Here is a 24,058-nt window from a genome sequence, read left to right as displayed (position 1 = left end):
TGGGCAGGAGAGTTTAGGTGTCATTTTTTTCCAATATATTTGGTGTTAGTTGGCAGCAGATGCAGGCTAAGGTGCGTTATCGCATTCTTATTCTCACCTTGCTACCGATTTTATTAACACTTGTCAGCCTAGTGTTTATTACCATCTATTGGAATATCAGTTACACCGGTAAACAACTGTTTATGAAAGTAAAGGCAGACTTAACTGTTGCCAATAATACCTTAGTGTCGGTGCAGACGACTCAAGAAAAAAGACTTGAGCTAGTGATGCAGTCGTGGAGGTTTCAGAATGAATTTAGGCAACTAGAGCCTAATGAGCGTATTCTGAGGGCTGATTTGCAACAGCAGTTGGCGCAAACCAAAATCGAGTTGGATCTCGATTTCCTTCGGTTGATCACGGTCGCTGAAGCCGCAGCCGATCCCGATTTACGCCAGATGTTACCGCATATAGAGGGTGACCAACCATTTTCAGGTTTAATGGTGTTATCGCCCAGTCGATTGTCGCGTATCGATCCTGCACTGACTGAACGAGCAAAAGTGACGGTGATGAAAACTCAGCGGGCGCAGGAGCCGAGTAAAGTTGAGGAAAAGCGAGGCTTATTAAGCCGCAGTTTATTGCCTATTCCTGATGCTGATGGACATGTAGCCTGGTATTTAGATGGCGGAATTCTACTCAATAGAGATACTCGTATTGTCGACCATATTCGCGATCTGGTTTATGACAAAGGCACTCTGCCGGAGCGCTCTATTGGTACGGTGACTATCTTCCTCGATAATATTCGTGTCAGTACTAACGTACCGCTGCATTTTTTCCCTAAAGGCGACGATGAACGTGGTCGAGCGCTCGGTAGTTTAGTGTCATCCGAGGTGCGTGAGAAAGTCTTGAATCAAGGGCTATTGTGGGTTGATCGTGCCTTTGTATTTAACGATTGGTTTATCTCCGCCTATGCACCCTTAGAGGATGTGCAAGGTAGACGTATCGGGATGATCTATACCGGTTTCTCTGAATCACCCTTTATTCATAATTATCTACTGAATATTATTGAACTGGGTACCATCTTGATGCTGGTATTACTGGTTTCAGGTTGGTTGGTTTACCGCGGTGCTTATAGTCTATTGCAACCTATTGAGCGTATTCATCACGTAGTAAAAGCGGTGCAATCAGGCCGAAATCTTCGCATCGGCTCCTTAGGGCTTGATAGCGGTAACGAGTTGTCTAACTTGGCAGAGCAGTTCGATCGCATGCTTGATCTGCTGCAGCGACGTAATACTCAAATTCAAGCCGCGGCAGAGCAACTCGAGGTTAAAGTTGAAGAGCGCACTCGCAGCTTGCAAGAAAAAACCGAAGAACTACAAGCCAACGTCGCCTTGCTTAATGAGACTCGCCAGCAACTGGTTATCAATGAAAAGCTAACAGCACTTGGTGAGCTGACTGCTGGTATCGCTCATGAGATTAATAACCCCACTGCGGTTATTCTTGGCAATATGGAGCTACTGAAATACGAACTTGGTGATAATGCTGATGTTGTTGAAGAGGAGATTGAACTGGTTATTCAACAGGTCGGTCGTATCAGTACTATTATTCGCAGTTTATTGCAGTATAGCCGCCCAGGCGAGTTTAATGCGCCGCTAGAGATGCATCAGATCACACCGATTATTGAAGAGATGTTGGTGCTTGTTCGTCACTCAATACAAAAACAAGAAGTGGTACTGCATCAAGAGCTCAACGCAAGTTATCCAATTCAAGTTAACCGACCCCAGTTATTGCAGGTGCTTATTAACATTGTTGTTAATGCTGCTCATGCGATTAATGATAAGGGGCAGATCTGGATCCGTACCTATGACTGGGTGCAAAGAGGTGATCCAGTAGGCGTTAAAATTGAAATTGAGGATGAAGGCAAAGGGATCCCAGAAGAGGAACTTAACCGTATTTTCGACCCATTCTACACCACTCGCAAAGATGGCACCGGCCTGGGCTTGTCATTAAGCTACGGTATCATCAAACGTATTGGTGGCACCATAGAGGTGACCTCTACAGTGGGTAAAGGCAGTATGTTTACGATTGGTCTGTACCATACCGCTGTTGAAGCGCAAACCGATACTCCATACGAAGGGCTGCAGTTCCATGGCAGTGCATCAGATAAGGACGATTAAAAGAAAGCTCAACATAACAAGCCAGAACTTACCTTCTGGCTTTTTTATACCGTCTAGCTGAAGATATTGGTTGCAGAGGCATTAACTCGATAGCGTTAGGAATTTTAGGCAAAAAAAAGCCAGAATAAAATTCTGGCTATAAAGAGTGTGTGTGAGCAATGTCGTGCAAAACCCGTCGCAATAAATTAATGCTAAATAAGCAGTTACCTAGTGCTCTTGGTAAAAAACTCAAACTTTCAGGAGATGAGATGCCTTTAAGTTTTGATGAGTTTTGGAACGCATGCAAATAATAATCATTATCATTTGGTTGTGCAAGCTTTATTTAAATAATTCTGTAATTAGTTGACTGAAATGGTGTGTTATTGAGATAATTCATTTATTTACAAATACTTAGATGGAATTGTTTTTTGCGGTAAAGAGAGTAATTGTCATAGAGGCAAATTACAGGCAAAAAAAAGCCGGGGAAAAATCCCGGCCACTTAAGAGTGTGTGAGCAATGTCGTGCTTAATAAAACTCGTTAACCATTAAAGATGATGAGAACTTTAACCATTAACCTGAGTTCTGGAACGCAAGTTAATAGTAATCATTCTCATTTGTGTTTGCAAGTTTTATTATGTAAAGAACTCGATAAACTTTTATAGCTGCTTTTGCAGGTGCAGTTTGTTTTGACTTAAGCGCTGGCTATCTGCAGTCATGGCTGTGATCTGGTATTGATTGTTGATCAACATGTTCAGCATTACAGGGAAGCAGTTTTGGGTTTTCACTTCCATCAGTCTATAGCCTTGTTGCTTTGCCCAACGTTCTTGGTATTCAAGCAGACTTTTAGCTAAGCCTAAGCCGCGATAGTCAGGCACTATACCGCCTAACCAGCTGTAGAATGTATCATCTGCATTTTGATAACCAAGCTTAAAACCAGCGACTTCACCTTCAATCTTAGCGATAAGCAATAGTGCAGAAGTCGACAGCAACCGAGTGCTGATCTCTTGGCTTGAATAAGGCTGCTCAAATTCAGGGATAGCGTCATAAGCTTGATCTAAGCGTGCTAATACTTCAGGTGTAAACTCGGTAATTGCTTCAATTTCAATGGTGTACATTTTCTACTCTCATAATTTTCGCCAGTTCACCATAAATGTCTCTTAAATAAACGAGGCAAAGGTGAACGAATTGGCGAAATTATAACAGGTCTGGCCAGTTGTTGTTAAGAGTAGATTGGCACTACAGTGCGGTTTTGCGAGCTGTCTCTTGCAAAATCTTATCTTGTAACACCTTAAGTAATAGACCGTAGGCGGGTAAGAACAAGCCTAGACTAACGATAAGTTTGAAGCCGTAGTCAACCGTTGCTATTTCCGGCCAGTTAGCAGCCATAAAGCTATCTGTTGAGGCGTAAAAAGCGAGAGAGAAGAACACCAGAGTATCGACGAGGTTACCAATAATGGTTGATGCTGATGGTGCAACCCACCAAGATTTTGTTTGTCTTAATTTGGCAAAAACAAAGATGTCCATCAATTGACCTATCAAATAGGCTGCAAAGCTGGCAAAGGCAATTCTAAAGACAAAACTGTTGAACTCTAGTAAGGCTGCAGCACCTTGAAAGCTACCTTGATGAAACACCACGCCCATCAGGTAAGAGATGATTAAGGCTGGGAGCATGGCGACAAAGATGATTTTTCGCGCAGCCTGTTGGCCAAAAATTCTAACGGTAAGATCGGTTGCAAGATAAACAAAAGGAAAGCTAAAAGCGCCCCATGTGGTATGCAGTTCGAAGATCTGAAATGGAAGTTGCACCAAGTAGTTACTGGCACAAATAATAACAATATGAAAGCCTGCTAAAAGCAGCAACGCACGGCGAACCTGCGTTTGAGATAACATCAACATCTTGTGGCCTTTTTTAATAAATCGGGCGGGGTGAGGGAACCCGCAATAGCAAACATCGCTATAATTTTACAATTTTTGGTTAATCAAAGTAGTGTGAACCCATAATCGGGGCGGCAAATTATAGAGCAGAATTTTTTCAGAGCAAGCATAAAAATGATGTAGCAGTTGATTAACCACTACATCATGATGTAACTGATTGATTTTTTTTGCGGCGTTAAAGTTCGGTCAATATTGACAGGATAGTGGTTAACTTGTTTTCAAGTTCGCTCCACTCTTTATCCGGCTCTGATCCTGCGACAATCCCAGCACCAGCAAATAGGTTGATGCGACCAGGTTCAATACGGGCACTGCGAATAGCGACTGCAAATTCACTTTCATGCTTATTGAAGTAACCACAAGCACCAGCATACCAGCCTCTGACGTAACCTTCCTGCTGGCGAATAAAGTTCATCGCAGGTTCTTTAGGTAAACCACCAACTGCGGGTGTAGGATGTAGCGCTTGAATGAGCTGAAAATCATTCACCCCCGCTTTTAGTTCGGCTCTTATAGAGCGATGTAGATGTTGAATATGGCTTAACTTAAATACCGTTGGAAACTCCTCGGCGCCAACGTAATGGCTTAGAGGGTTTAGTACATCAACGATTTGCTGTCTAACTAGCTGATTCTCGTGACTGTTCTTAGTGTCATCCAAAAGCTCTTGTGCTAAGGCTTTGTCTTGCTCTTGGTTGATGCCTCTAACCGTAGTACCCGCTAAGGCCTCAGTAAATAACTCACGCTGTCTGCGGCGATATAACCGCTCAGGAGTGCAAGAGATAAAGGCACTATCGGGGCTAAACTGAAAACCAAACTGAAAGCTATTAGGGTTTCTTCCTTGCCAACAAGCGAGCAGTGTCCAAGGATCAACTTGCTCATTTATTTCCAGTTGAGTTTGGCGAGATAGCACCACTTTTGGTGTTTCTTTAATAAACTTTGGATGGGTAACCTGGTTGACCAGTTCGGTCCAGCGGTAACGATCGGGTTTATCGCTGCGGCCCATTAATGCGACCTTATTGGGCGGTGTAAGCGGCTTAGGTTTATCTAATGCCGCGATTGCCTGCATTGCAATGGCAATCTCTTCCTCTAGAGTACTGTCGGTAAAGTTAAGATTTACCAGCAGTTTAAATTCATCACCACTGCGGCGTAATTCAATACGAGGCAATACAAAGTGTGCCTTGCCAAACTCTGGCCAGCTTTCATTTTTGCGGTCAAAAGCAACTCCACCATAATAGCGGACGTCTTGATTACTGGTGAGTGCTCTTTGCTTTTGGTATTCAGCCGACATCTCTATATCGTCAACATCATCACCAAAAAAGAAATCTTTGCAGCAACCAATAGCCGCGACCTCCTCTTCGGTATCACGACCTTTCCAATAGATTCTTGGATAAGTGGACTGCGCTGCTAACCAAGCAATTACCGGGATCGCCGAAATCGTCACCGACAGCTGGATAATAGGATCGCTGTGTGGTTGCAGAGTAAAGGATGTGAGCTTGTCGGTTAAAGACTTAATCGCGTGAGACAGCAAAGGGGCGGTCAATAAATACTCCAAATCGTATTTCTTATGGGTTATGTGAGGCGCTGACCTCTACTTGCAGTTGACCCATTTTCAAACTGGTAATAAGAATCTTTACCACAAAGTAATATCCACCGAACAGAGTGTCAAGTCGGTTGCTCTGCTGCTGTGAGCTGTCACTGACTATTTTATGTTCACGCTTTCGTTTTTCTTTATCTTTAAGTGTAGCGGATTCATTTTAAAGCTTTTGCTGTGTCTTTTTGTCTGTCGACAAGTCTGTGATGGACATATTGTCCTCATGGGTGTTGCCCCTTTACTCCCTTTGTTTTAATTAGTTGATCTAAGTTTGTATTTGTAAGTTGATAGCTTGTGCGTTGCTACTCTCTTTCTAACAATAGGCGCTAATAATGTCGTTAGGATGATGAAAACCAATGAGAAATAGAAACAACACCTTAAAGCTGTCTGCAATTGCTTTGGCTTTAAGTATGAGCTACCAAGTGCAAGCAGATGATATGGAGAGAGATCCCATTTTAGATGTTACTGAGGTGATAGTCGTTCATGGCAAGCAAGCTTCAGTCACTGAGTCTGCAACCACTCATTGGAGTCTTAACGAACAAGAGATCAAAGCTACTGGAGCTCAAAGCTTAGATCAGTTACTTAAAAACGTACCAGGGCTTTATGTCAGAGTGGGCGGGCAAGGCACCCCAAGGGTTGATGTTCGAGGCTTTAAAGCACGTCATGTTATCTATTTAATTAATGGTGTCCCCGCTAATGGCGCTGAAGATGGCCAGTTCGACCCAAGCTTAATACCTGCCAGCCAGATAGGTTCAGTTGAGGTCTCTGTTGGGCCAACATCTGTGCTTTATGGTCCAGGCGGAGCAGGTGGTGTGATTAACATTATTACTAAGCAGGGCGAGGATGCGCCGCGTTTATCTGGACGCCTTGAAGCTGCCCAAGATAACACCTTTAATGGTGATATTAGCGCTGCTGGAAGCGGTGATAACTGGCAGGGGTTGATTAATTACAGCCGTCAGCAAACCGATGGTTGGCCAATGTCGAGTGACTATAACGACACTGAATATCAGCAGGGTGATGTGCGTGATAACGCCGATAAAACCTTGGATAATATTTATGCACAAGGTAGTTATCTGCTGAATGATAACACCCAACTAATGGCTAACATGAGCTTCAAACAGGGCGAATGGGGTAAGCCAAGTCGAGATGGCACCGGTTCAGGGATCGCGAAGTTTGAGAGAGTTGACGATTACCAAGCAAAAACCTTTCAACTGGGATTGGCTCATAAGTTCAATGACATGTTTACCTTGCGTGGTTTTGGTTACTACAACCAGAGTGATGTGTTGGAGACTCAGTATAAAGATGACGCATACCAAGCGATAAAAGCGCAGCAAGATGGTCGCTCTACGGTCGAGGGTGGCAACCTACAGTTGATTTCCAACTTTGACCAAGCGGGTATTGTCACAACGGCAATTATTGCTGAAAAGCAAAGCTGGCAGTCGCAGGCTCTTGCAAGTAGCCAAAATAGCAAAAGTGGCTCAGGTAATGGTGGTGGAACTGGTAACGGCGGCGGCAATGGCGGCGGAAGCAATAGCGGTAGTAATAGTGGCGGTGGTAACAGTGGCGGTGGTAACAGTGGCGGTAACGGCGGCGGAAGCAATAGCGGTAGTAATAGTGGCGGCGGTAACGGCGGTGGCAATGGAAGTGGTAGCAGCGACAGTTTTGATGACTCAGCATGGTTATATACTGCGGCGCTAGAGTATCAATATCAAGCAGATGACTATGGTGTAACACTCGGAGGCGCTTTTCATGATCAAGACAGAGTATCGGGGTCAGAACAAGATTACTCTGGGCAGTTATCGCTCTACTGGCAAGCACTAGAGCATACCCGCATTAATATGGGAGTGGCGCGTAAAGTCCGATTCCCTTCTATGCGCAATCTCTATGCACAATCTACAGGTAATGCTGATTTACAGGCGGAAGTATCACAGCATTTTGAGCTGGGCTTATTGCAGGATATTGGTTACTCAACAGAGTTGAATATCGCAGGTTTTTATACCGATGCTGAAGATTACATTGCCAAAGACTTAGCGGGTACTTATCAAAACATGGGCGACTATGCTTTTAAAGGGGTCGATCTGCAGCTGCAAAATAATAGTATCGATGACCTATCGATGACTTTTATGTATAGCTTTTTGGATACTGAAGACAAATCAGCGGCAGAGACATTTCAAACTCTAGAATATCGCCCTCGTCATCAACTGCGCTTTCAAGCGCAATACCAACTGCCATTTGCAATGCGTATCAACCTAAATGTTGAACGGATCATGGATCAAATCTACTACGCCCAGCACAAGGTCGCAGGAGAAAAAGTTCTGCTTGAACAGTCGCTAGATGACTACACCTTGGTTGATGTTAATTTGGTGCAGCCGTTGCTTGATGACAAGTTAGAGCTGTATCTAAGAGCCACCAATTTATTGGATGAAAATTACTATCAAAGTGAGTCATTACCTCAAGCAGGTCGCCAAGTGTTTATTGGTTTGAACTGGCAGATATAGTCAACCGGAGGTCGCTGATGCAACTAATCTCGCTAAAAGGGATTCATTTTGGCTATGACACATACCAAGCAGAGATTTTGGATGATCTTAACTTGGTGGTCAATCATGGCGAGTGTCACTGCATCAGCGGTGCAACTGGCTGCGGGAAGTCGAGCTTACTGCACCTTATCGCTGGAGAGTTATGTCGTCCTTTTGAGGGGGATATGACTCGTCATTCGGCGTTAATGGTTGGGCTGGTGATGCAAGATCCCAATGTACAAGTTCTACGCCAAAGCGTTGGGGCTGAGATTGCCTTCGCCCTAGAGAACCTCGGTGTTCCCTCTAATGAAATGTTAGATAAAGTGCAGCAAGCGCTGCGACGGGTTGGACTATATGTCAGTTTAGACATGCCTATTGATGTGCTGTCACTTGGGCAAAAGTACCGCCTAATGTTGGCCGCTCAACTGGTGTTTGAGCCCAATCTGTTGCTGCTCGACGAACCTTGGACTCAGCTTGATAATCATGGGGTGCAAGAGCTGTACTTTGTACTTAAAGAGCTACTCCGTGACGGTGTTGCTATTGTGATGGTGGAGCATCAGCCACAAGCATTTGGCCAGCTTGTTTCCCACCTATGGCAGCTAGAGAACGGCAAGTTAGTCGCGGGACTATTCCAACCTTCGCGGCCGCATAAGCAACGGTTACCCAGGTTAGGTGCAAATGGTGGCAGGGCAGCAGAGCAAAGAGTACTGATATCACCGCACCGCTTTCAGTTCTCTACAGGTTCGCCTTTATTTCGCTGTACAGCATCATTAAGCGTCGCAGCAGGAGAGATCGTTGCCTTAGTTGGAGACAATGGCACAGGCAAAAGCAGTTTACTAAAAGCGCTGGCAGGGATGCAGGCTGATATCGGGCAGTTACCATTGGCGGTGCTTGGTAAACGACCTAAGTTAGGCATTTTTGGTGCAAATTTGTGTCTGTTGTTACAAAGGCCAAATCGGCAACTTTTTGAGCCGACAGTATTAACGGAAATGCAATTTAGTTTACGTCGTTTCAGGTTGCCATTGTCTCGAGCTGAGCGGATGTTACAACAGCTGTCGTTAAGCCATTTGTCGATGGCATCACCCCATAAATTATCCTACGGGCAACAACATATTATTGCGCTGGCATCACTAGCCTGTTTGCAACCGAAAGTGCTGTTGCTTGATGATCCTTTTGCCGGCCTAGACAGCCTGCATTGTGACAAGGTGTGGCAGCTTTTACTGGAGTTGCGTCACCGAGGTTGTGCAATTTTACTCACTTCTCATAGAGAGATGCCTTACGGTGATGTTGATAGAGTCTGGCTTATCGAGTCGGGATACTTGTCAGACAGAACCGCGCCTGCAGTGCAGGCTGATGCAGGCTAAGTTACCAAGACCTGTGGGGGAAAATGTTAAGCATAAGGCAAAGCCAGTGACAATTGGGATACGTCAGAGCCACCGCTGCGCTTTCGCTCTTATCCTGAGCTTGCTGTTGGCAAGCTGCGCTTTTTTTGTACCGAGTAGTGCATTGTGGATATTAGTGAGCATTAATGCGGGGTTAATCGCTCACGGACTTGTGCTAAAGAAAAAAATTACCATGTTGCTGCGCTTAGCTGCAGTGCAATTTATTACCACTATGGGGCTCTACTATCTATTTTATGGTGAAAGCCAGCTCTTAGATGGCGCAGTAGTCGTACTTAGAGTGCTATTGGCAATGCTACCTGGCTGGTGGCTTTCAAGTACTCAAAGTCCAGAGCGACTTGGAGAGGTTTTAAGTTGGTTGTTACCGCACAAATGGGCATTTGTAATGGCGGCTTCATTGAGCCTATTACCATTTATGTCGCAAGAGCTAAAAGAGATCTACCAGATCCAATGTATGCGCGGTGCGAGAATCACACCTAAAGCACTTCGAAACCCAAAGAATTGGCCTGAATTTATTTATTGCGTGTTACTGCCGCTGTTGATCCAACTATTAAAGCTATCAAAGCAGATGGCACTATCGGCAAGGTTACGCCATTTTGGCAGTCGCGATCATGTAACGCATTGGCCTTCAACGAGAGATGACAAATGAAACTTAACTTTGAACTGCAGGATGCGTTGTTTATAGGCTTTTGTGCGACCTTATTGGTGATTTTAAAAAGCATGTTGCGGCTTAAGCTGGGGCTCAGTGGTCACTCAATGTTTCTAATGACTTTTTTCTATCTACTTTGCTATGGCGCCGTTGGCCGGGTGGGCTGTATTACTGCGTGCGGTCTGCTAGCCGGAATGGTGGCTATGATGTTGAGTGTTGGCAAAGGTGGGCCGTTGATCTTGCTAAAATTTGGCTTGCCAGCCATCGCCATGGATATCGCGTTACTGGTTATTGCTGGTGTATTCAAACTACGTTGGCAGTGCGTATTGCTGGCTTTAGCTGGTTGCCTAGCATGGGCTAGTAAAGGTTGGATTGAGAATATGCTTGCGGGTATGAGTCAGCAGATTGCCTTGACCAAGTTTGCGATTAACTTCCTGCAGGGCGGACTATTTGCCATCGGTGCCGCACTACTTGTACCTAGCGTACTAAAGCGCTTGCAATCACATGACTTGCTGCAAGACCGGCATCAAAACCCTGAGTAACCGTTAGCAATTTACATCTATAGGATTAAGAATGAAAAACTGGCTAATATGCATTGATGATACCGACGACATAGGCACTAAAGGTACCGGGGAAATTGCTGAAGAGATTGCCCACCTTTTACAGCAACAACAGGCGAATAGAACTGAGTATGTCGCAAGGTGCTTAGTGACTCGGCATCAGTTATATGTTCATCCCGATATCCCCTATACCTCTCATAACAGTGCCATGTGCTTTCAGCTTGAAAGTCATCTCGACTTTGCTGACATAAAGCAAATATGTGTCACTCATCTGTTGCAGGAGTCTGCAGCAGCTTCCGACCCCGGGTTGGCGATACTTGATATGAGTTCATCCTACGATATCAGTGCATTAATCGCCTTTGGTCGCGCAGCTAAAAAGACGGTTAAAACCAAAGAGCAAGCCTACGAACTGGCTACTGAACTAGGTATTGATCTGAGTGAACACGGTGGCACAGGTCAAGGAGTCATCGGTGCTTTAGCGGGTCTAGGTTTGCGTTTAAGTGGTCAAGATGGTCGGGTTAAAGGTCAGTTCTGTTTGGGAGATTATAATCAAAGCGCCGACATTGAGTTCACAGTGGCTGATATTTTACTCACAAGCCCCCTGCAGATAGTGCTAAGTGATAGCGGAGAAGTATTAGCAGATGATGAACGAATATTATTAACTGGCAAGGTGAAGGCTGTTTATCGTCAGCACATGTTTGCGCTCTTAGTCAGTCGTCATGGTTCAGGCTGGGTGAATGCTTCTAAGCAAACACTCAAGGCGTATTAGAGGCTGATATGGATAAATGGTTTACCTATGTGGACGGGGTGTGGCGATTCAAATTCGGTACAGACTCCTATACGGCGGCGCGAGAAGCTGCTACAGCTTGTCAATTTTTCGCTGAAGACGATGAAGATGAGCAGATCGATGACCATTTACAGTCATGTTATAACTGTCTTTACAGACGTTGGCGTTTAAATTGTTTCGATTGTTATAAAAAAGTAGGCACATCCTAAGAAGGGTTTCTCACATTAGTATTTGATATTTAACAATTGTCGCGAGTTATCTTTTTGTTTTCTGATCTTACTCTACATTAACCAAGTGTTTTAGTTGGCTTTAGCTATGGTGATTTTTTTTTACTCGGAATAGAATGTCTGCCTCTACGTAAAATAATAACCATAAGCTGAAGACATATTCAGCAACATAAAACCAACAGTTTGTAGAGGCAGTGCTGCTTTCAGTAGCGCTTAGCAAGATTTATCATCCGGGGATAAAAGAGATAATGGGTGATTCAATTGAATCAAAAGGCTTGATAAAAGTCTCGGTCGCAAAATTAGGTGTGGGTATGTTCGTCGAATCTATCGACAATACCAAGGGCCAAGTGAGTATTGCAAACGCTGGGCAGATCCGCAGCAAAGAGGCAATTGCAAAATTGTTGAAAAGCGGCATTACCCACGTGTGGGTTAATGCTGATCGTTCATCGCCTGATTGTGGCCTAAATAAGCCGAATCTGAAGCCAGCTCCTGTGGTTAAAAGAGTCAGCACAGATCGAGTTAACACTCAAAAGAAAGCCAAAGAATTAATGGTTGAGGCGAAAGATCTCATCCAAAAAGTGCTGTCTGAAACTTTTGAAGGCAAAGCGGTAGAAGTTGAACCGTTTGAGGCACTTGCTGACAACATGATTGAGTCGGTGCTACTTGATGCAGATGCATTAAAGTGTGTATCGGCTCTGCGTTCAAAAGATGCTTACCTGTTAGAACACTCCATCAACGTCGCATTTCTGCTGGTTACCTTTGGTCGCTATTTGAAGTTCGATACTGACATGCTAAGAAAGTTAGCCGTCGGGGGAATTTTGCACGATATTGGCAAGATTAAAGTCGATAGCGCGATTCTTAATAAGCCGGGTAAGTTAACTGCTGAAGAGTTTGAGCATGTAAAGCTACACCAAACTTTTGCGGTTGAGATCATGAATAATACCGCTGGTTTATCGCAAGTCAGTAAAGATATTAGCTTAATGCATCATGAAAAGCTGGATGGCAATGGTTATCCGCGTGGTTTAAAGGGTGATGAGATCCCAATCCATGGGCGAATGAGCTGTATTGTCGATATTTTTGATGCCTTAACAGCCACTCGTTGCTACAAAGAGGCCATGAGTCCTGCAGCTGCCTTTAAAATTTTGCTGAGCCTAACGCCATTTCATTTAGACCAAGCGTTAGTTTATGAGTTTATTCGCTGTGTCGGAGTATACCCCGTTGGTTCATTAGTCGAATTATCTGATGGACGAGTCGGTATCGTTTGGGAAGCTAAAAATCGTGACGCTCTGCATCCTAAGGTTAAGTGCTTCTATTCAAATCGACATAAACTCTACACTGAAGTGTCTATGGTTGATCTGCTTAAGTCAGACCTTAATATTGAAAAAGGGATCTCACCAAGTAGTTTAGAGATTGATCCCACGCCTTTCTACTAAGTTTATTCAAGTTTAGCTATTAAAAAGCGCCAATAAGGCGCTTTTTTGTGACCTCTATTACACATGTTATTCTGTTTGTTTGATCTAGCTCTACTATCCTGTTTTTACTTTATTATCATTGAATTAAGTCGCTAGAATTCGCTCTAAAACGAGAATAAATTACAACAGGTGACTTATGTTTAAGCGTCGGCAATTTTTGAAAATGGGCTCTGCGGCAGTTGCGTCGAGCTTGCTCACACTCCCTGTGGTAGCGGCTACAAATACCACAACCACACTATTTCAACACAGTCGTTATCGAGTGTTGGCTTTGGTGTTTGATGACTATGAAACCTTAGATCTGCACGGTCCCGTTGAAATGTTAGGTCATATACCAAACGTTGAGATAAAGCTGGTGGGGCCCTCTGAGTTTATAAAAAGTTACCAAGGCCCGAGGGTGGTAGCAGATGCATTAACAGACAGTACTTATGCTTGCGACCTGCTGCTCATTCCTGGTGGGCTAGGTACTCGAACATTAGTCGATAATGAGCAAATGCTACAGTGGCTTGCTGCTCAGATTGAGCGCAGCGAAAAGGTATTCTCTATCTGTACCGGCTCAGCGTTACTAGCCAAAACAGCCAAGTTAGACGGCGTGAAAGCAACCACCAATAAAATGGCTTATCACTGGGTGACGTCGCTGGCAGAAAACGTTAATTGGCAGCCTAAAGCACGTTGGGTTGATGACGGCAAGTTCTTAACCTCTTCTGGTGTCTCTGCAGGTACTGACGCTGCATTGTATTGGATAAAGCAGTTGCATGGTGAAGCAGAGGCGAGGCGTATTGAAACGCTTACCGAGTACCACTGGCTGGATGACAGCAGTAACGACCCTTATGCCGTCTCTTTATAAACAAAAAGTATAGCCTTAGCTGAAATTGCTATTAATTAGTAATAAAGGATATTGGCGGGAATATCAAAGCTCCTCAATAATTGCGTTTCATATAAATCGCTAATTGGGAGGAGCGCATGCACAAATGGTTAATTATACTCTGCTGTATTGTCTTTATTAGCGCCTCGCTGATGACGACCGGTTTGACACGAGCGCTCATCGATCTCGCCGCTTTTAGTGCGTTGCTTTGGATTGTACTACGTCAGCAAAATCGTGCTGAAGATTAACGATACAGTGAAGCTTAGTAAAGAATATAAGCTAGCGAACTCATTCCTATTGCTAGCCACAATAGCAGTCCAAGTACCAAGGGTTTAGCACCTGTCGCTTTCATCTTTTTTAGCGTTATACCTGCACCAATTAAGAATAAACACACCACTAATAAGCGTTTAGATACACTAAATGCGACCTCATAAAATGGCGCTCCTTGGGGGAACCAATAAGCAATTGCGATAGTTAAGCAGTAAAAGCCAATAAAGTAGGGGATAGTAATTTTCTTCTTATCACCACTAAAGAGCATCGCACTAATTAAAGCAATGGGAATAATCCATAAGGCGCGTGCCAGTTTAATCGTGGTTGCTGTTGTGAGTGCTTCATTACCATAAGCGGAAGCCGCTCCAACAACCGATGATGTATCGTGTATTGCAATAGCGCTCCATACGCCAAATTCATGTTGCGTCATCGATAGTGCATGACCAATGGCTGGGAATAGAAAGAGTGCAATGGAGTTAAGTATAAATACTGTCGCTAAAGCGACAGCAGCTTGCTCGCTGTTTGCCTTGATTGCCGGCGATACAGCCGCAATCGCGCTACCACCGCAAATAGCGGTACCCGAGGCAATCAGGTAACCCGTTTTGCGATCAAACTTGAGTAGACGGGTCAGCGCGACACCCAAGATTAAAGTGAAAATAATTGAGCCGATAATCAGCGGCAGGTTTTCTAAGCTCACGGTAATCGCATTATCGAGCTGAATGCCAAAGCCCAAACCGACAATGGAAAACGCCAGTAGCTTTTTGGTTAGTTTCGCCAGCATCAATTGATCCGGTGCCCAGCCAATACTGGCAAGAGTAAAGCCTAGAATGAGTGCAATAGGTGATGAAACCACTGGTAACAAGCACAACAGAGCAATGATGATAAAAAGGGCGAGTTGTGCTCTTGGTTGATTCAATGTGTGCATTAAGAGGAGTTGGATTACCGGCTGCTATCGAGCAGCAGAGTATAGCGCGTAGTTTGATTCTGATAAATTAAATACTACTTACTTATAAATTCAGAAAAATTTAATCTTGGTGTTCGCAATCAAATTACAGCTTGAGCGGTTATTAAGCTTTTAAACGCAAGTCAGATCTCATATTTACTCTATGTCGCAGATAACTTTCACTTATTTACATAGCTTGACTGTATGTTGCTTATTTTTCACAGAAAATAAACCTCACTAACTAAAGTGAAACTATAGCGACTTGTAATGGTAGGTAAATGATACATTTCGATGTAGATATCGCTCCTGCTGCCTATAGCTTCACTCAGTCCATCAGAGTCTCCCAGTGTTCAATAGGGTTTATTCAGTGCTGAAATTCATTGTTATTTTTGTTTGCTGTTTTTTCAGCGGTTGCTCGTCTTGGTGGGGCGCACAAGATGTGAATGAGCAGCAGTTATATCATCGCATTAATGAAGCTTATGACTTTGAGGTGACCCATTGCGACAGTTTTGCAATGGCACGTGGTAAAGGCCGAGGAGAGTTTGCGCTGCAAGAAGCTAAAAACCAAGCGATGAAGTACGCCGAAAAGCTGCATGGAACCCACATTGTCTGGCTCCATATCGTTCAAGGCGAAGTTGCAAAAGTGGTTGCTGTAATTTATAAATGTAAGTTTTAGTTACCGTCGATTTTTGCCAATAAAAAACCCTAATTTAATAACAACTTAGGGTTTTCATAAAGTATTTAAAATAACTATCTAGCGCATGGTAACGAATTCTTCAGCGCCAGTCGGGTGTATCGCTACAACGGCATCAAAGTCTGCTTTAGTGGCGCCCATCTTCATTGCTACGCCAAAGCCTTGCAGGATCTCATCCATACCAAAACCGATGCCGTGAATACCCACAACCACTTCATCTTCGCCGGCGCATATTAACTTCATTTTGCAGGCTTCGCGATGTGCAGTAATGGCGGTGTACATTGAGGTAAAGCCAGAGGTGTAAACCTTAATGTTATCTTTGCCATATTGCTCTTCAGCTTCTGGCTCAGTTAGTCCCATGGTGCCAATAGGCGGGTGGCTGAATACCACGGTTGGAATAACGCTGTAGTCCATCTTGGCATTTGGCATGTTGCCAAATAGGCGCTCTGATAACAGGCGGCCTGCTTTCACTGCAACAGGAGTTAGCTCTACGCCACCTTCCATAATGTCGCCAACACAGTAAATACCTTTTGCGGTGGTATTTTGCTGCTCGTCGGTGACCACATAACCTTTTGCATTAAGCTTCACATCGGTGTTTTCAAGACCAATGTTGCCGGTAGAAGGTGAACGGCCAATGGCCCAAATCAAGCTGTCTACGGTAATGCTTTCGCCATTTTCAAGCGCTAACGTCAGGCTGTTATCGGCATTTTTAACTACCGCTTTTGGAATGCTGTGGGTATGCAATGTCGGGCCATTGATCTCCATGGCTTCAACTAAGGTGTCAGTTAAAATTGGGTCGAAGTTACGCAGAGGAGCATGCTTGCGCACTAATAGGTGAGTTTCGCTACCTAATGCATGTAATACGCCGGCAAGTTCAACCGCAATATAACCTGCGCCTACAACGGCAACACGTTTCGGCTGTTCACGTAGGGCGAAGAAACCGTCAGAATCGATACCGTACTCAGCGCCTGGAATATTAGGGATCGTTGGTGCCCCGCCTGTCGCGATAAGGATATGATCGGCAGTGTAATGCTCGCCATCGACTTCAATAGTATTGCTATTGACGAACTTACCGTAACCATTTAGCAAGGTAACGTTATTGCTGGCAAAGCCACGGCCGTATGCGTCGTGGATGCGGCTGATATAGGCTTCACGGTTATCCACTAATGTGTTCCAGTTAAAATTATTAACTGTTACGTCAAAACCATAATCTTTCGCGAATAAATGCATAGATTCGGCGACATGCGCGCCATACCACATCACTTTTTTAGGTACACAGCCCACATTTACGCAAGTGCCGCCAACGTGTTTTGCTTCAATTACCAATACTTTTGCGCCGCGCATTGCTGCACGATTACCTGAAGCGATACCGCCGCTACCCGCGCCAAGACAGATATAATCAAAATGTTGAGCCATTTGTATCTCCAAAAAAGTAACTTATTGAGGAGCAAAAGCGAATAAGACTGAGGCTTTTGTTCCTGTGTACGACTGATGCCAATAAATATATGACGAATTTAGAATCGAAAAGATTCACATCGTGGCACATTTTTATGGCTCGTCGAATCGATATGCAGCCATTGTAGAGTGAAATATTTATTTGAACCAGCGCAAATATTTCAGCGATAGACTGTGAGCGTGCTAACTGATATTGGGGTGAATATTGTCTATTTCAATCTTCGACTAGCAACCTTAACTCAGACGAGTATTAGTTTAGACCTGATACTCGTCTGAGAACTTTCAGATCCCTTTTTCCAGATTAGCGTCGATATTGGCAGCTATGGTGATCACTCGGGTTAGGGCCTTCGACACCACATTTTAAACACTCCCACTCATCTTGCCTCACGCTAAGTTCTTGCTGCTGGTGTCGATTGCGGTGGTTTACACCCGCAGTGAGCTGTTTCTCTAACTGCTTCATTCGGCCATTTAGCCAACGACACCCAGCGTCATTAGCGATGCTTTTTCGGCTAGATAATTGCTGCTTTCGACTGTTGCTTTTGTTTCTGGCTTTAAGTTTAGCTGGCGGCTTTTTTTTGCTTTTGCTGTTACTGGCAGGCGGGATAGATGAGTAACTCAATGCCGTTTTGTCTTGGGTCGGTATTGTAAGCGGTTGGCCTTGATCGTCCAGCACCACACCTAAGGGGAGTACCGGGGAGTCACTGGCTATGGAGTTAGGGCAAAATAACAGCAAACAAATGATGGAGCGATAAAAGGTAGGTAACATTCCTTGTCCTCTGAGTGGTATTGCATTTGCAATCCTTTGCAAATGACGGCGTAGCTGTTTTTTAGCGTATTAACGCTGCAAAACAACGATAGCTCAACTATAGCCTAACTATTCGGAGCGGGAGATTATTTAAAAGCTCCAGCTCAAGTGAACACCCGCGTAGGTTTCGTCTAAACCACTGGTGTTGCCGTTTTCTCTCGCTTCAAGCTTAATATCTTCTTGGGCAATGCTGTGACTAATATGACCTGACAATACCCATTGGTTAGGCAGCTGGTACTCTGCCTCTACACCCAACTGGAAGTGGTTAGCGCCGTCGTGTTGCTCTGTCACGTATTGAAAGTCGAAGCCTTGAGTCACATAAGGGGTCACACTCAAATTTTCAGTCAGTGCCCAATTGCTGTGTAAGCTGACCTCTACAAAGTAACCCGCAGCTTCAGTTGAATAGGTATAGCTAACAGAAGGTACTAACCAGTCGTACTTACTGTACTCAAGTGAACTGAAAAATTCGTTGTCATGGGCACGTTCATCACCATAGAATTCAAGACGTTGGTAGCCGACGCTACCGCTTATATTTTCTGATAATTCGAAACCATATTCTAGGCCGAAGTTGTACTCTATATAGTGCTGGCTGTCCCCACGACCAACTGTGACATAAGCGTTTAGGTTATTTTTCTGAACTGATGCCGTCGCCCAGTAAATGCCGCCTTTATCAAGGTTGTTACGGCCTTCAGATATGTAGTTGGAGTCCCAGCCTAAGTCAAACAGTGTTTGAATCTCACCGCTATTATCTAGCGGCAGCTTTTCCATTATCTTGGTGCTATGGGAGTCATCAATATTTACTGATTGGTCAGCAAACGCTAATGAAGCACTCATTAATAGCGGAACAGCGATAGCAATTTTGTTAGCATTTTTCATGGAAGAGCTCAGTATTTAGGCGAAAGTTAGCATCCCGTACATCATAATTTTTGGTTGATGAATGTAAATGATAATAGCTTGTATTTGCGAAGCGCTTTGCAATACTAATACTGGGTATTATCGGTGCTGAAAAATTTGACTTTAATCAATGTAAAACCGATTTTTAGCTGATAGGTGACAAGCAAAACGTAACTATTCTTACTTATACGATTGAATATTGGGTTACTTACCCTCATCTCTTTATCTATCAACATAGAATGTTAAGGACTCAACCATGAGCAACCCCTTGTTAAAAAGCGCTAAGCTTCCTCCTTTTTCTAGTATCAAGCCTGAACATATTCAGCCTGCTGTTGAGCAGGGGATTGCCAATTGCCGAGCCAAGATTGATGAAGTTCTGCAAAATACAGCAGGTTTCACTTGGGACAACTTAGTCGCTCCACTTGACGATGTTGATGATGAACTTGGCAAGATTTGGTCGCCGATTTCACATATGAATTCAGTGGTTAGTAATGATGAATGGCGTGCGGCGCACGATGCATGCCTACCATTGTTATCGGAGTACGGTACTTTTGTTGGCCAGCATCAAGGGCTGTATCAAGCTTATAAGTCGCTTGCCGCATCAGCTGAGTTTACGAGCTACTCACAAGCGCAAAAGAAGATGATTGAAAACAGTCTGCGTGATTTTGAGTTATCAGGTATTGGACTAAGTGATAGCGACAAATTGCGTTATGGCGAGCTCGTTAAGCGGATGTCGGAACTCACTAGTGGTTTCTCCAATCAACTACTCGATGCAACCCAAGCGTGGAGCAAGTTGATCACCGATGAGACCGAGCTTAAAGGTTTACCTGAATCAGCCATAGCTGCAGCGGCTGCGATGGCTGAAGCTAAAGAGCAACAAGGCTGGCTATTTACTCTGGACTTCCCATCTTACCTACCAGTAATGACCTACAGTGAAAACCGTGAGCTACGTGAAGAGTGCTACCGCGCATTTGTGACTCGTGCATCAGACCAAGGCCCTAATGCGGGTGAGTTTGACAATGGTCCATTGATGGATGAGATCTTGGCGTTACGCCATGAACTTGCCAACCTGTTAGGATTCGACAGTTTTGCCGATAAGTCTCTTGCCACTAAAATGGCAGAAACGCCTGCGCAAGTCTTGGCATTTCTGACTGAGCTTGCTGCTCGCTCAAAGACCCAAGGTGAGACCGAACTTAAAGAGCTAAAACAGTTTGCAGCGAGTGAATATGGCGCGACAGATCTAGCTGCTTGGGACTTGAGTTTTTACGCTGAAAAGCTAAAACAACATCGCTATGAGATCTCTCAAGAATTACTCCGCCCATATTTCCCAGAAGACAAAGTGCTGTCTGGACTTTTCTATACCGTTTCGCGCCTATTCGGTCTTAAAGTCGAAGAGCAAAAGCAGTTCGATAGCTGGCATGACGATGTGCGTTTCTTCCATATTAGTGATAGTAATGGCGAGCATCGAGGTAGCTTTTATTTAGACCTTTATGCCCGTGAAGGCAAACGTGGCGGTGCATGGATGGATGACTGTCGTGCGCGTCGTGCCACATCTACTGGGCTTCAAGACCCAGTGGCTTATCTAACGTGTAATTTTAACGCACCAGTTGCGGATAAACCTGCATTGTTTACTCATGATGAAGTGACTACCTTGTTCCACGAGTTTGGCCATGGCATTCACCATATGTTGACCAAAATTGATGTCGGTGGGGTATCGGGTATTAGCGGTGTGCCTTGGGATGCCGTTGAATTACCGAGTCAGTTTATGGAAAACTGGTGTTATGAGGAAGAAGCGTTGGCTGAGATCTCTGGCCATTTCGAAACGGGTGAGCCATTACCCAAAGAGATGCTAGACAAAATGCTGGCAGCGAAAAACTTCCAGTCGGGCATGATGATGCTGCGCCAGCTTGAGTTCTCGTTGTTTGATTTTAAGATGCATTTAGAATTTGACCCAGCTGCAGGTGCGCATATTCAAGACAAGCTTAATGAAATTAGAGATTTGGTTGCGGTAGTGAAAGCGCCTGAGTTTAATCGTTTCCAACATGGCTTTGCGCATATTTTTGCAGGTGGTTACGCAGCAGGCTATTACAGCTATAAGTGGGCAGAGGTGCTATCTGCTGATGCTTTCTCGCTATTTGAAGAGCAAGGGATCTTTAATGCTGCAACAGGCAAACGTTTTCTTGAGAACATTCTGGAAATGGGTGGCAGTGAAGAGCCGATGGAGCTATTTAAACGCTTCCGCGGGCGTGAGCCGAAAACGGATGCCTTACTAAGGCATAGTGGTATTAATGGCTAAGCCACATAATCATTGAGTAAAAAGGCGCTTTGAGCGCCTTTTTTTAATTTTACCAATCCCATAGGAATAGCTATATAAGCCCTGTTCTTAAGGGGAATAGGGCGGAGATCTTATATGGCTCAGCGGCTTGTGATCTGGTATGACCTTTGGTAGCCTGCCCGCTGTTATTTATCAAGGACGTAGGTTTAGCTGTAAATGAATCTCTATTTTAGGCTTTTTTGGTTATTTGCTTGGCGCGTACGTCATTGCAACAAAATCGATTTTTTAGGTAAAAGTACCCTGAGTTACCGTGCGCTTCCAAGCGACTGCGACATTAACTTTCACCTGACAAATTCGCGTTATCCAGCATTTATGGATCTGGCTCGAACTTACATGCTGTCTGAAATGGGGCTGCTAAAACGCTTCTTAAAGCTTGGGTGGATGCCGATTATTAATGCGGCAGAATTTACCTATATTCGTGACATTAAACCTTTTGCTAAGTTTGATATTGAAAGCAAGATGGTCGGTTGGGATGAAAAATACTTCTATGTAGAGCAGCGCTTTGTCAGTGAGCGGGGCTTACACTGTATTGCCCATGTTCGCGGCGTATTTGTTTGCAAGCGCAAGCAAGTCCCTATCTCAGCCATGTTGGAAGAGATAAAGTTTGATGGTGCTCAGCCAGAACTACCCGCAGAAGTGCAAAAGTGGAAAAGCTTTTTACAATTGAAAAAACAACAAAATATCTAGCTTGGTGTTGACGCCTGACGTGCAAGCGTCAGTGCAACCTCCTCTTGTACTTGGTTAACCGCACCTCGCAGTGTGGCTTGCATCCAATAGCGTCCTAAGTGTTCATAGTCCAGTAGGTTAAATGTTGTGTCTAGTGATAGTAAGCAAGGGATTGTGGCGCAATCGGCAAGACTAAAGCTGTCGCCGCATAGCCAGTGGTTATTGGCAAGGCGCCGATCAAAGGAATCTAAAGTGGTCAGTAATTCATTCTCTAACTGTTTTATTTTTAATTGGTTATGCAAGTTTGGATTCTGTGCTATTTGCCAATTGTCGATCACTTTGTCTAGCCGAGCATCACTGAGTCGGTCATAGAGACGGACTTGCAGAGCATCCTCTAAGGGTTGTGGGATTAGCCGCGTGCCCTGAGCGAGAGTAGCATCAAGGTACTCTATGATAACGCTCGCATCAGGAATTATTTCCCCTGTCTCTACCCTTAATGTTGGTAGGTAGCCAGTCAAATCTATTCGCTGGAATTCACGCCTCGCATAGGGATCAGAGAGGTCAATAATATGCGGATAGAAATGTGCCTGTTTTTCATAAAGGGCGATGAGTACTTTTTGTGATTGCCGTGACAATGGATGGTAATAAAGATCCATACGAGTTACTGGCTCCAATCAATGGTAATAAGCTTAACTCTAGTTGCTAAAGGGGTTACCTACAATGTGATGTCTTTATCGTCTATTACCAGTCACAGTAAGTAAGTGTTCAGAATTAGCGTAGGGAAAACACTTGAGAACAAAGCGGGAATTTTCGATAAGTAGTTATTCTACAATTATAATTGTTAACGACGTTATAGGGTGTTTTAACGAGCTAGGATGAGCAATTACTTACTACGATTGATATAAGTGCCATACACTAGCGTTATCTTGATAAAGCAATGCCGTTCAGCGGGTTAGTAATAATTAAAGGAGTTGTAATGAGTCGTATTGAGACATTTGCATCGATCTATGAGCGAGCAGCAGAGCGAAAAGGTGGTCAAACAGGGCTTGAGCAGTTGATGTCAACTAGCCTTGAAGAGGATGAGATCGGCCAATACAAGGATGCTCAGTTGTTGTCTGAGATGAGTAAAAAGGTATTTCAAAGTGGCTTTGTCTGGCGAATAGTCGAGGCGAAGTGGCCAGCTTATGAAAAAGCTTTTTTTGACTTTGAGCCTTTTAAAGTGCTGATGCTATCTCCTGAGCAACTGCAAGATAGAGCGAGTGACGCTACACTTATCAGACATCTGAAGAAAACCATGGCGATTTACGACAATGCCCATATGGTGAACGATATTGCTCGTGAACATGGTAGTTTTGCCGAGTATTTAGCTAGCTGGCCAAGTGAAAATATTACCGGGTTATGGGCTGAGCTTAAGCGTAAAGGCAACCGCCTTGGTGGTAACACTGGCCCCTACTTTTTACGTGCAATCGGTAAAGACACATTTTTACTGACGAGTGATGTGCAGGGATACCTCAAAGCGCATCATTTAGTCGATTATGGTTTTAGCTCAAAAGCGGGACTAAAGCAGGTGCAAACCGTGTTTAATCAATGGCAGCAAGAATCGGGTCGTAGCTTGGCAGATATTAGCCGAATCCTGGCTTGTAGTGTTGGTGATAACCGTATTTAACTTCTCTAAATCTAACAAATCATGGGATGTTTTCTTTTTGCTGACTAGGGGCTGTTGATCTTTCACGGTTGTTTTTGCCGCAGTTTATTGGCTATTTTGACAAGGCGGAGGCTATGCCGTTTAGTTATTCTCCACAAATAGTCTACAACACAGTAAAAATAGCCAAGAAACGCGGCCCTTTGGGTTCGTTTCAATTCTTTTATT

Annotated in this window: 21 protein-coding genes; 13 read left to right on the top strand and 8 right to left on the bottom strand. The window is 44.2% G+C overall.

Features of this window, described 5'->3' with window-relative positions; translation table 11 throughout:
• The first annotated feature begins 17 nt into the window (after positions 1-17).
• Entirely contained in the window at positions 18-2,153 is a 2,136-nt protein-coding gene (locus tag AB4135_RS15075) for a cache domain-containing protein (RefSeq protein ID WP_371994137.1), read from the top strand.
• Positions 2,154-2,789: 636 nt separating this feature from the next.
• Here AB4135_RS15075 and AB4135_RS15070 read toward each other — a convergent pair.
• The 3 genes from AB4135_RS15070 to AB4135_RS15060 form a co-directional block, all read right to left on the bottom strand.
• Complete coding sequence (locus AB4135_RS15070; protein ID WP_371994136.1) at positions 2,790-3,248, bottom strand: GNAT family N-acetyltransferase; 459 nt, start codon at positions 3,246-3,248, stop codon at positions 2,790-2,792.
• Between the two features lie 121 nt (positions 3,249-3,369).
• Positions 3,370-4,029 carry a 7-cyano-7-deazaguanine/7-aminomethyl-7-deazaguanine transporter gene (locus tag AB4135_RS15065; RefSeq protein WP_371994135.1) on the bottom strand — a complete coding sequence of 220 codons (660 nt, stop codon included), beginning with the start codon at positions 4,027-4,029 and terminating at the stop codon, positions 3,370-3,372.
• A 214-nt stretch (positions 4,030-4,243) separates the two neighbouring features.
• Entirely contained in the window at positions 4,244-5,602 is a 1,359-nt protein-coding gene (locus AB4135_RS15060; RefSeq protein WP_371994134.1) for an isochorismate synthase MenF, read from the bottom strand.
• Positions 5,603-6,009: 407 nt separating this feature from the next.
• Here AB4135_RS15060 and AB4135_RS15055 point away from each other — a divergent pair, with 407 nt between their 5' ends.
• From AB4135_RS15055 to AB4135_RS15020, 8 genes are all read left to right on the top strand, one after another.
• The gene (locus AB4135_RS15055; protein WP_371994133.1) at positions 6,010-8,151 is read left to right on the top strand and encodes a TonB-dependent receptor plug domain-containing protein; all 2,142 of its coding nucleotides are present in this window, start codon (positions 6,010-6,012) and stop codon (positions 8,149-8,151) included.
• 17 nt (positions 8,152-8,168) lie between these two features.
• Positions 8,169-9,533, top strand: a complete 1,365-nt coding sequence (locus tag AB4135_RS15050; protein ID WP_371994132.1) for an ATP-binding cassette domain-containing protein — start codon at positions 8,169-8,171, stop codon at positions 9,531-9,533.
• A 46-nt stretch (positions 9,534-9,579) separates the two neighbouring features.
• Positions 9,580-10,218 carry an energy-coupling factor transporter transmembrane component T gene (locus tag AB4135_RS15045; RefSeq protein WP_371994131.1) on the top strand — a complete coding sequence of 213 codons (639 nt, stop codon included), beginning with the start codon at positions 9,580-9,582 and terminating at the stop codon, positions 10,216-10,218.
• Positions 10,215-10,760 (top strand): core component of ECF transporter, encoded by a 546-nt coding sequence (locus AB4135_RS15040; RefSeq protein ID WP_371994130.1) that lies wholly within the window; start codon positions 10,215-10,217, stop codon positions 10,758-10,760. The genes AB4135_RS15045 and AB4135_RS15040 overlap by 4 nt, the downstream gene beginning before the upstream one ends.
• A 31-nt stretch (positions 10,761-10,791) precedes the next feature.
• A complete protein-coding gene (locus AB4135_RS15035; protein ID WP_371994129.1) occupies positions 10,792-11,547 on the top strand; it encodes a DNA-binding protein in 756 nt (251 codons plus the stop codon).
• Positions 11,548-12,040: 493 nt separating this feature from the next.
• Positions 12,041-13,225, top strand: coding sequence for an HD-GYP domain-containing protein (locus AB4135_RS15030; RefSeq protein WP_371994128.1), 1,185 nt, complete (start codon positions 12,041-12,043; stop codon positions 13,223-13,225).
• Positions 13,226-13,400: 175 nt separating this feature from the next.
• Entirely contained in the window at positions 13,401-14,108 is a 708-nt protein-coding gene (locus tag AB4135_RS15025) for a DJ-1/PfpI family protein (protein WP_371994127.1), read from the top strand.
• A gap of 116 nt (positions 14,109-14,224) precedes the next feature.
• Positions 14,225-14,374: a hypothetical protein gene (locus tag AB4135_RS15020; RefSeq protein WP_371994126.1), complete on the top strand. Its 150-nt coding sequence runs from the start codon at positions 14,225-14,227 to the stop codon at positions 14,372-14,374.
• 14 nt (positions 14,375-14,388) lie between these two features.
• Here AB4135_RS15020 and AB4135_RS15015 read toward each other — a convergent pair whose 3' ends face one another.
• Complete coding sequence (locus tag AB4135_RS15015; RefSeq protein WP_371994125.1) at positions 14,389-15,312, bottom strand: YeiH family protein; 924 nt, start codon at positions 15,310-15,312, stop codon at positions 14,389-14,391.
• 394 nt (positions 15,313-15,706) lie between these two features.
• Here AB4135_RS15015 and AB4135_RS15010 point away from each other — a divergent pair, with 394 nt between their 5' ends.
• A complete protein-coding gene (locus tag AB4135_RS15010) occupies positions 15,707-16,015 on the top strand; it encodes a hypothetical protein (RefSeq protein ID WP_371994124.1) in 309 nt (102 codons plus the stop codon).
• A gap of 78 nt (positions 16,016-16,093) precedes the next feature.
• On the opposite strand, the gene gorA is transcribed toward AB4135_RS15010, so the two are convergent.
• From gorA to AB4135_RS14995, 3 genes are all read right to left on the bottom strand, one after another.
• Positions 16,094-17,449: a glutathione-disulfide reductase gene (gorA, locus tag AB4135_RS15005; RefSeq protein WP_371994123.1), complete on the bottom strand. Its 1,356-nt coding sequence runs from the start codon at positions 17,447-17,449 to the stop codon at positions 16,094-16,096.
• A 340-nt stretch (positions 17,450-17,789) separates the two neighbouring features.
• Positions 17,790-18,254 (bottom strand): hypothetical protein, encoded by a 465-nt coding sequence (locus AB4135_RS15000; protein WP_371994122.1) that lies wholly within the window; start codon positions 18,252-18,254, stop codon positions 17,790-17,792.
• Positions 18,255-18,383: 129 nt separating this feature from the next.
• On the bottom strand, positions 18,384-19,169 hold the full coding sequence (locus AB4135_RS14995) for a hypothetical protein (protein ID WP_371994121.1): 786 nt from the start codon (positions 19,167-19,169) through the stop codon (positions 18,384-18,386).
• A 274-nt stretch (positions 19,170-19,443) separates the two neighbouring features.
• Between AB4135_RS14995 and prlC the strand changes: the two genes are divergently transcribed.
• Together prlC and AB4135_RS14985 are read left to right on the top strand one after the other, a co-directional pair.
• Positions 19,444-21,483 (top strand): oligopeptidase A, encoded by a 2,040-nt coding sequence (prlC, locus tag AB4135_RS14990; protein WP_371994120.1) that lies wholly within the window; start codon positions 19,444-19,446, stop codon positions 21,481-21,483.
• A 195-nt stretch (positions 21,484-21,678) separates the two neighbouring features.
• Positions 21,679-22,209 carry a thioesterase family protein gene (locus tag AB4135_RS14985; RefSeq protein ID WP_371994119.1) on the top strand — a complete coding sequence of 177 codons (531 nt, stop codon included), beginning with the start codon at positions 21,679-21,681 and terminating at the stop codon, positions 22,207-22,209.
• Here AB4135_RS14985 and AB4135_RS14980 read toward each other — a convergent pair.
• A complete protein-coding gene (locus tag AB4135_RS14980) occupies positions 22,206-22,844 on the bottom strand; it encodes a glutathione S-transferase family protein (RefSeq protein WP_371994118.1) in 639 nt (212 codons plus the stop codon). The two genes, AB4135_RS14985 and AB4135_RS14980, sit on opposite strands and share 4 nt — an antisense overlap.
• 320 nt (positions 22,845-23,164) lie before the next feature.
• Between AB4135_RS14980 and AB4135_RS14975 the strand changes: the two genes are divergently transcribed.
• On the top strand, positions 23,165-23,854 hold the full coding sequence (locus AB4135_RS14975) for a DNA-3-methyladenine glycosylase I (RefSeq protein ID WP_371994117.1): 690 nt from the start codon (positions 23,165-23,167) through the stop codon (positions 23,852-23,854).
• The last annotated feature ends 204 nt before the right edge of the window (positions 23,855-24,058 follow it).

This window comes from Shewanella sp. 10N.286.54.B9 (genome assembly GCF_041468565.1).
In the GTDB taxonomy this organism is placed as follows: Bacteria; Pseudomonadota; Gammaproteobacteria; order Enterobacterales; family Shewanellaceae; genus Shewanella.
This window is presented reverse-complemented; position numbering and strand designations above follow the sequence as displayed.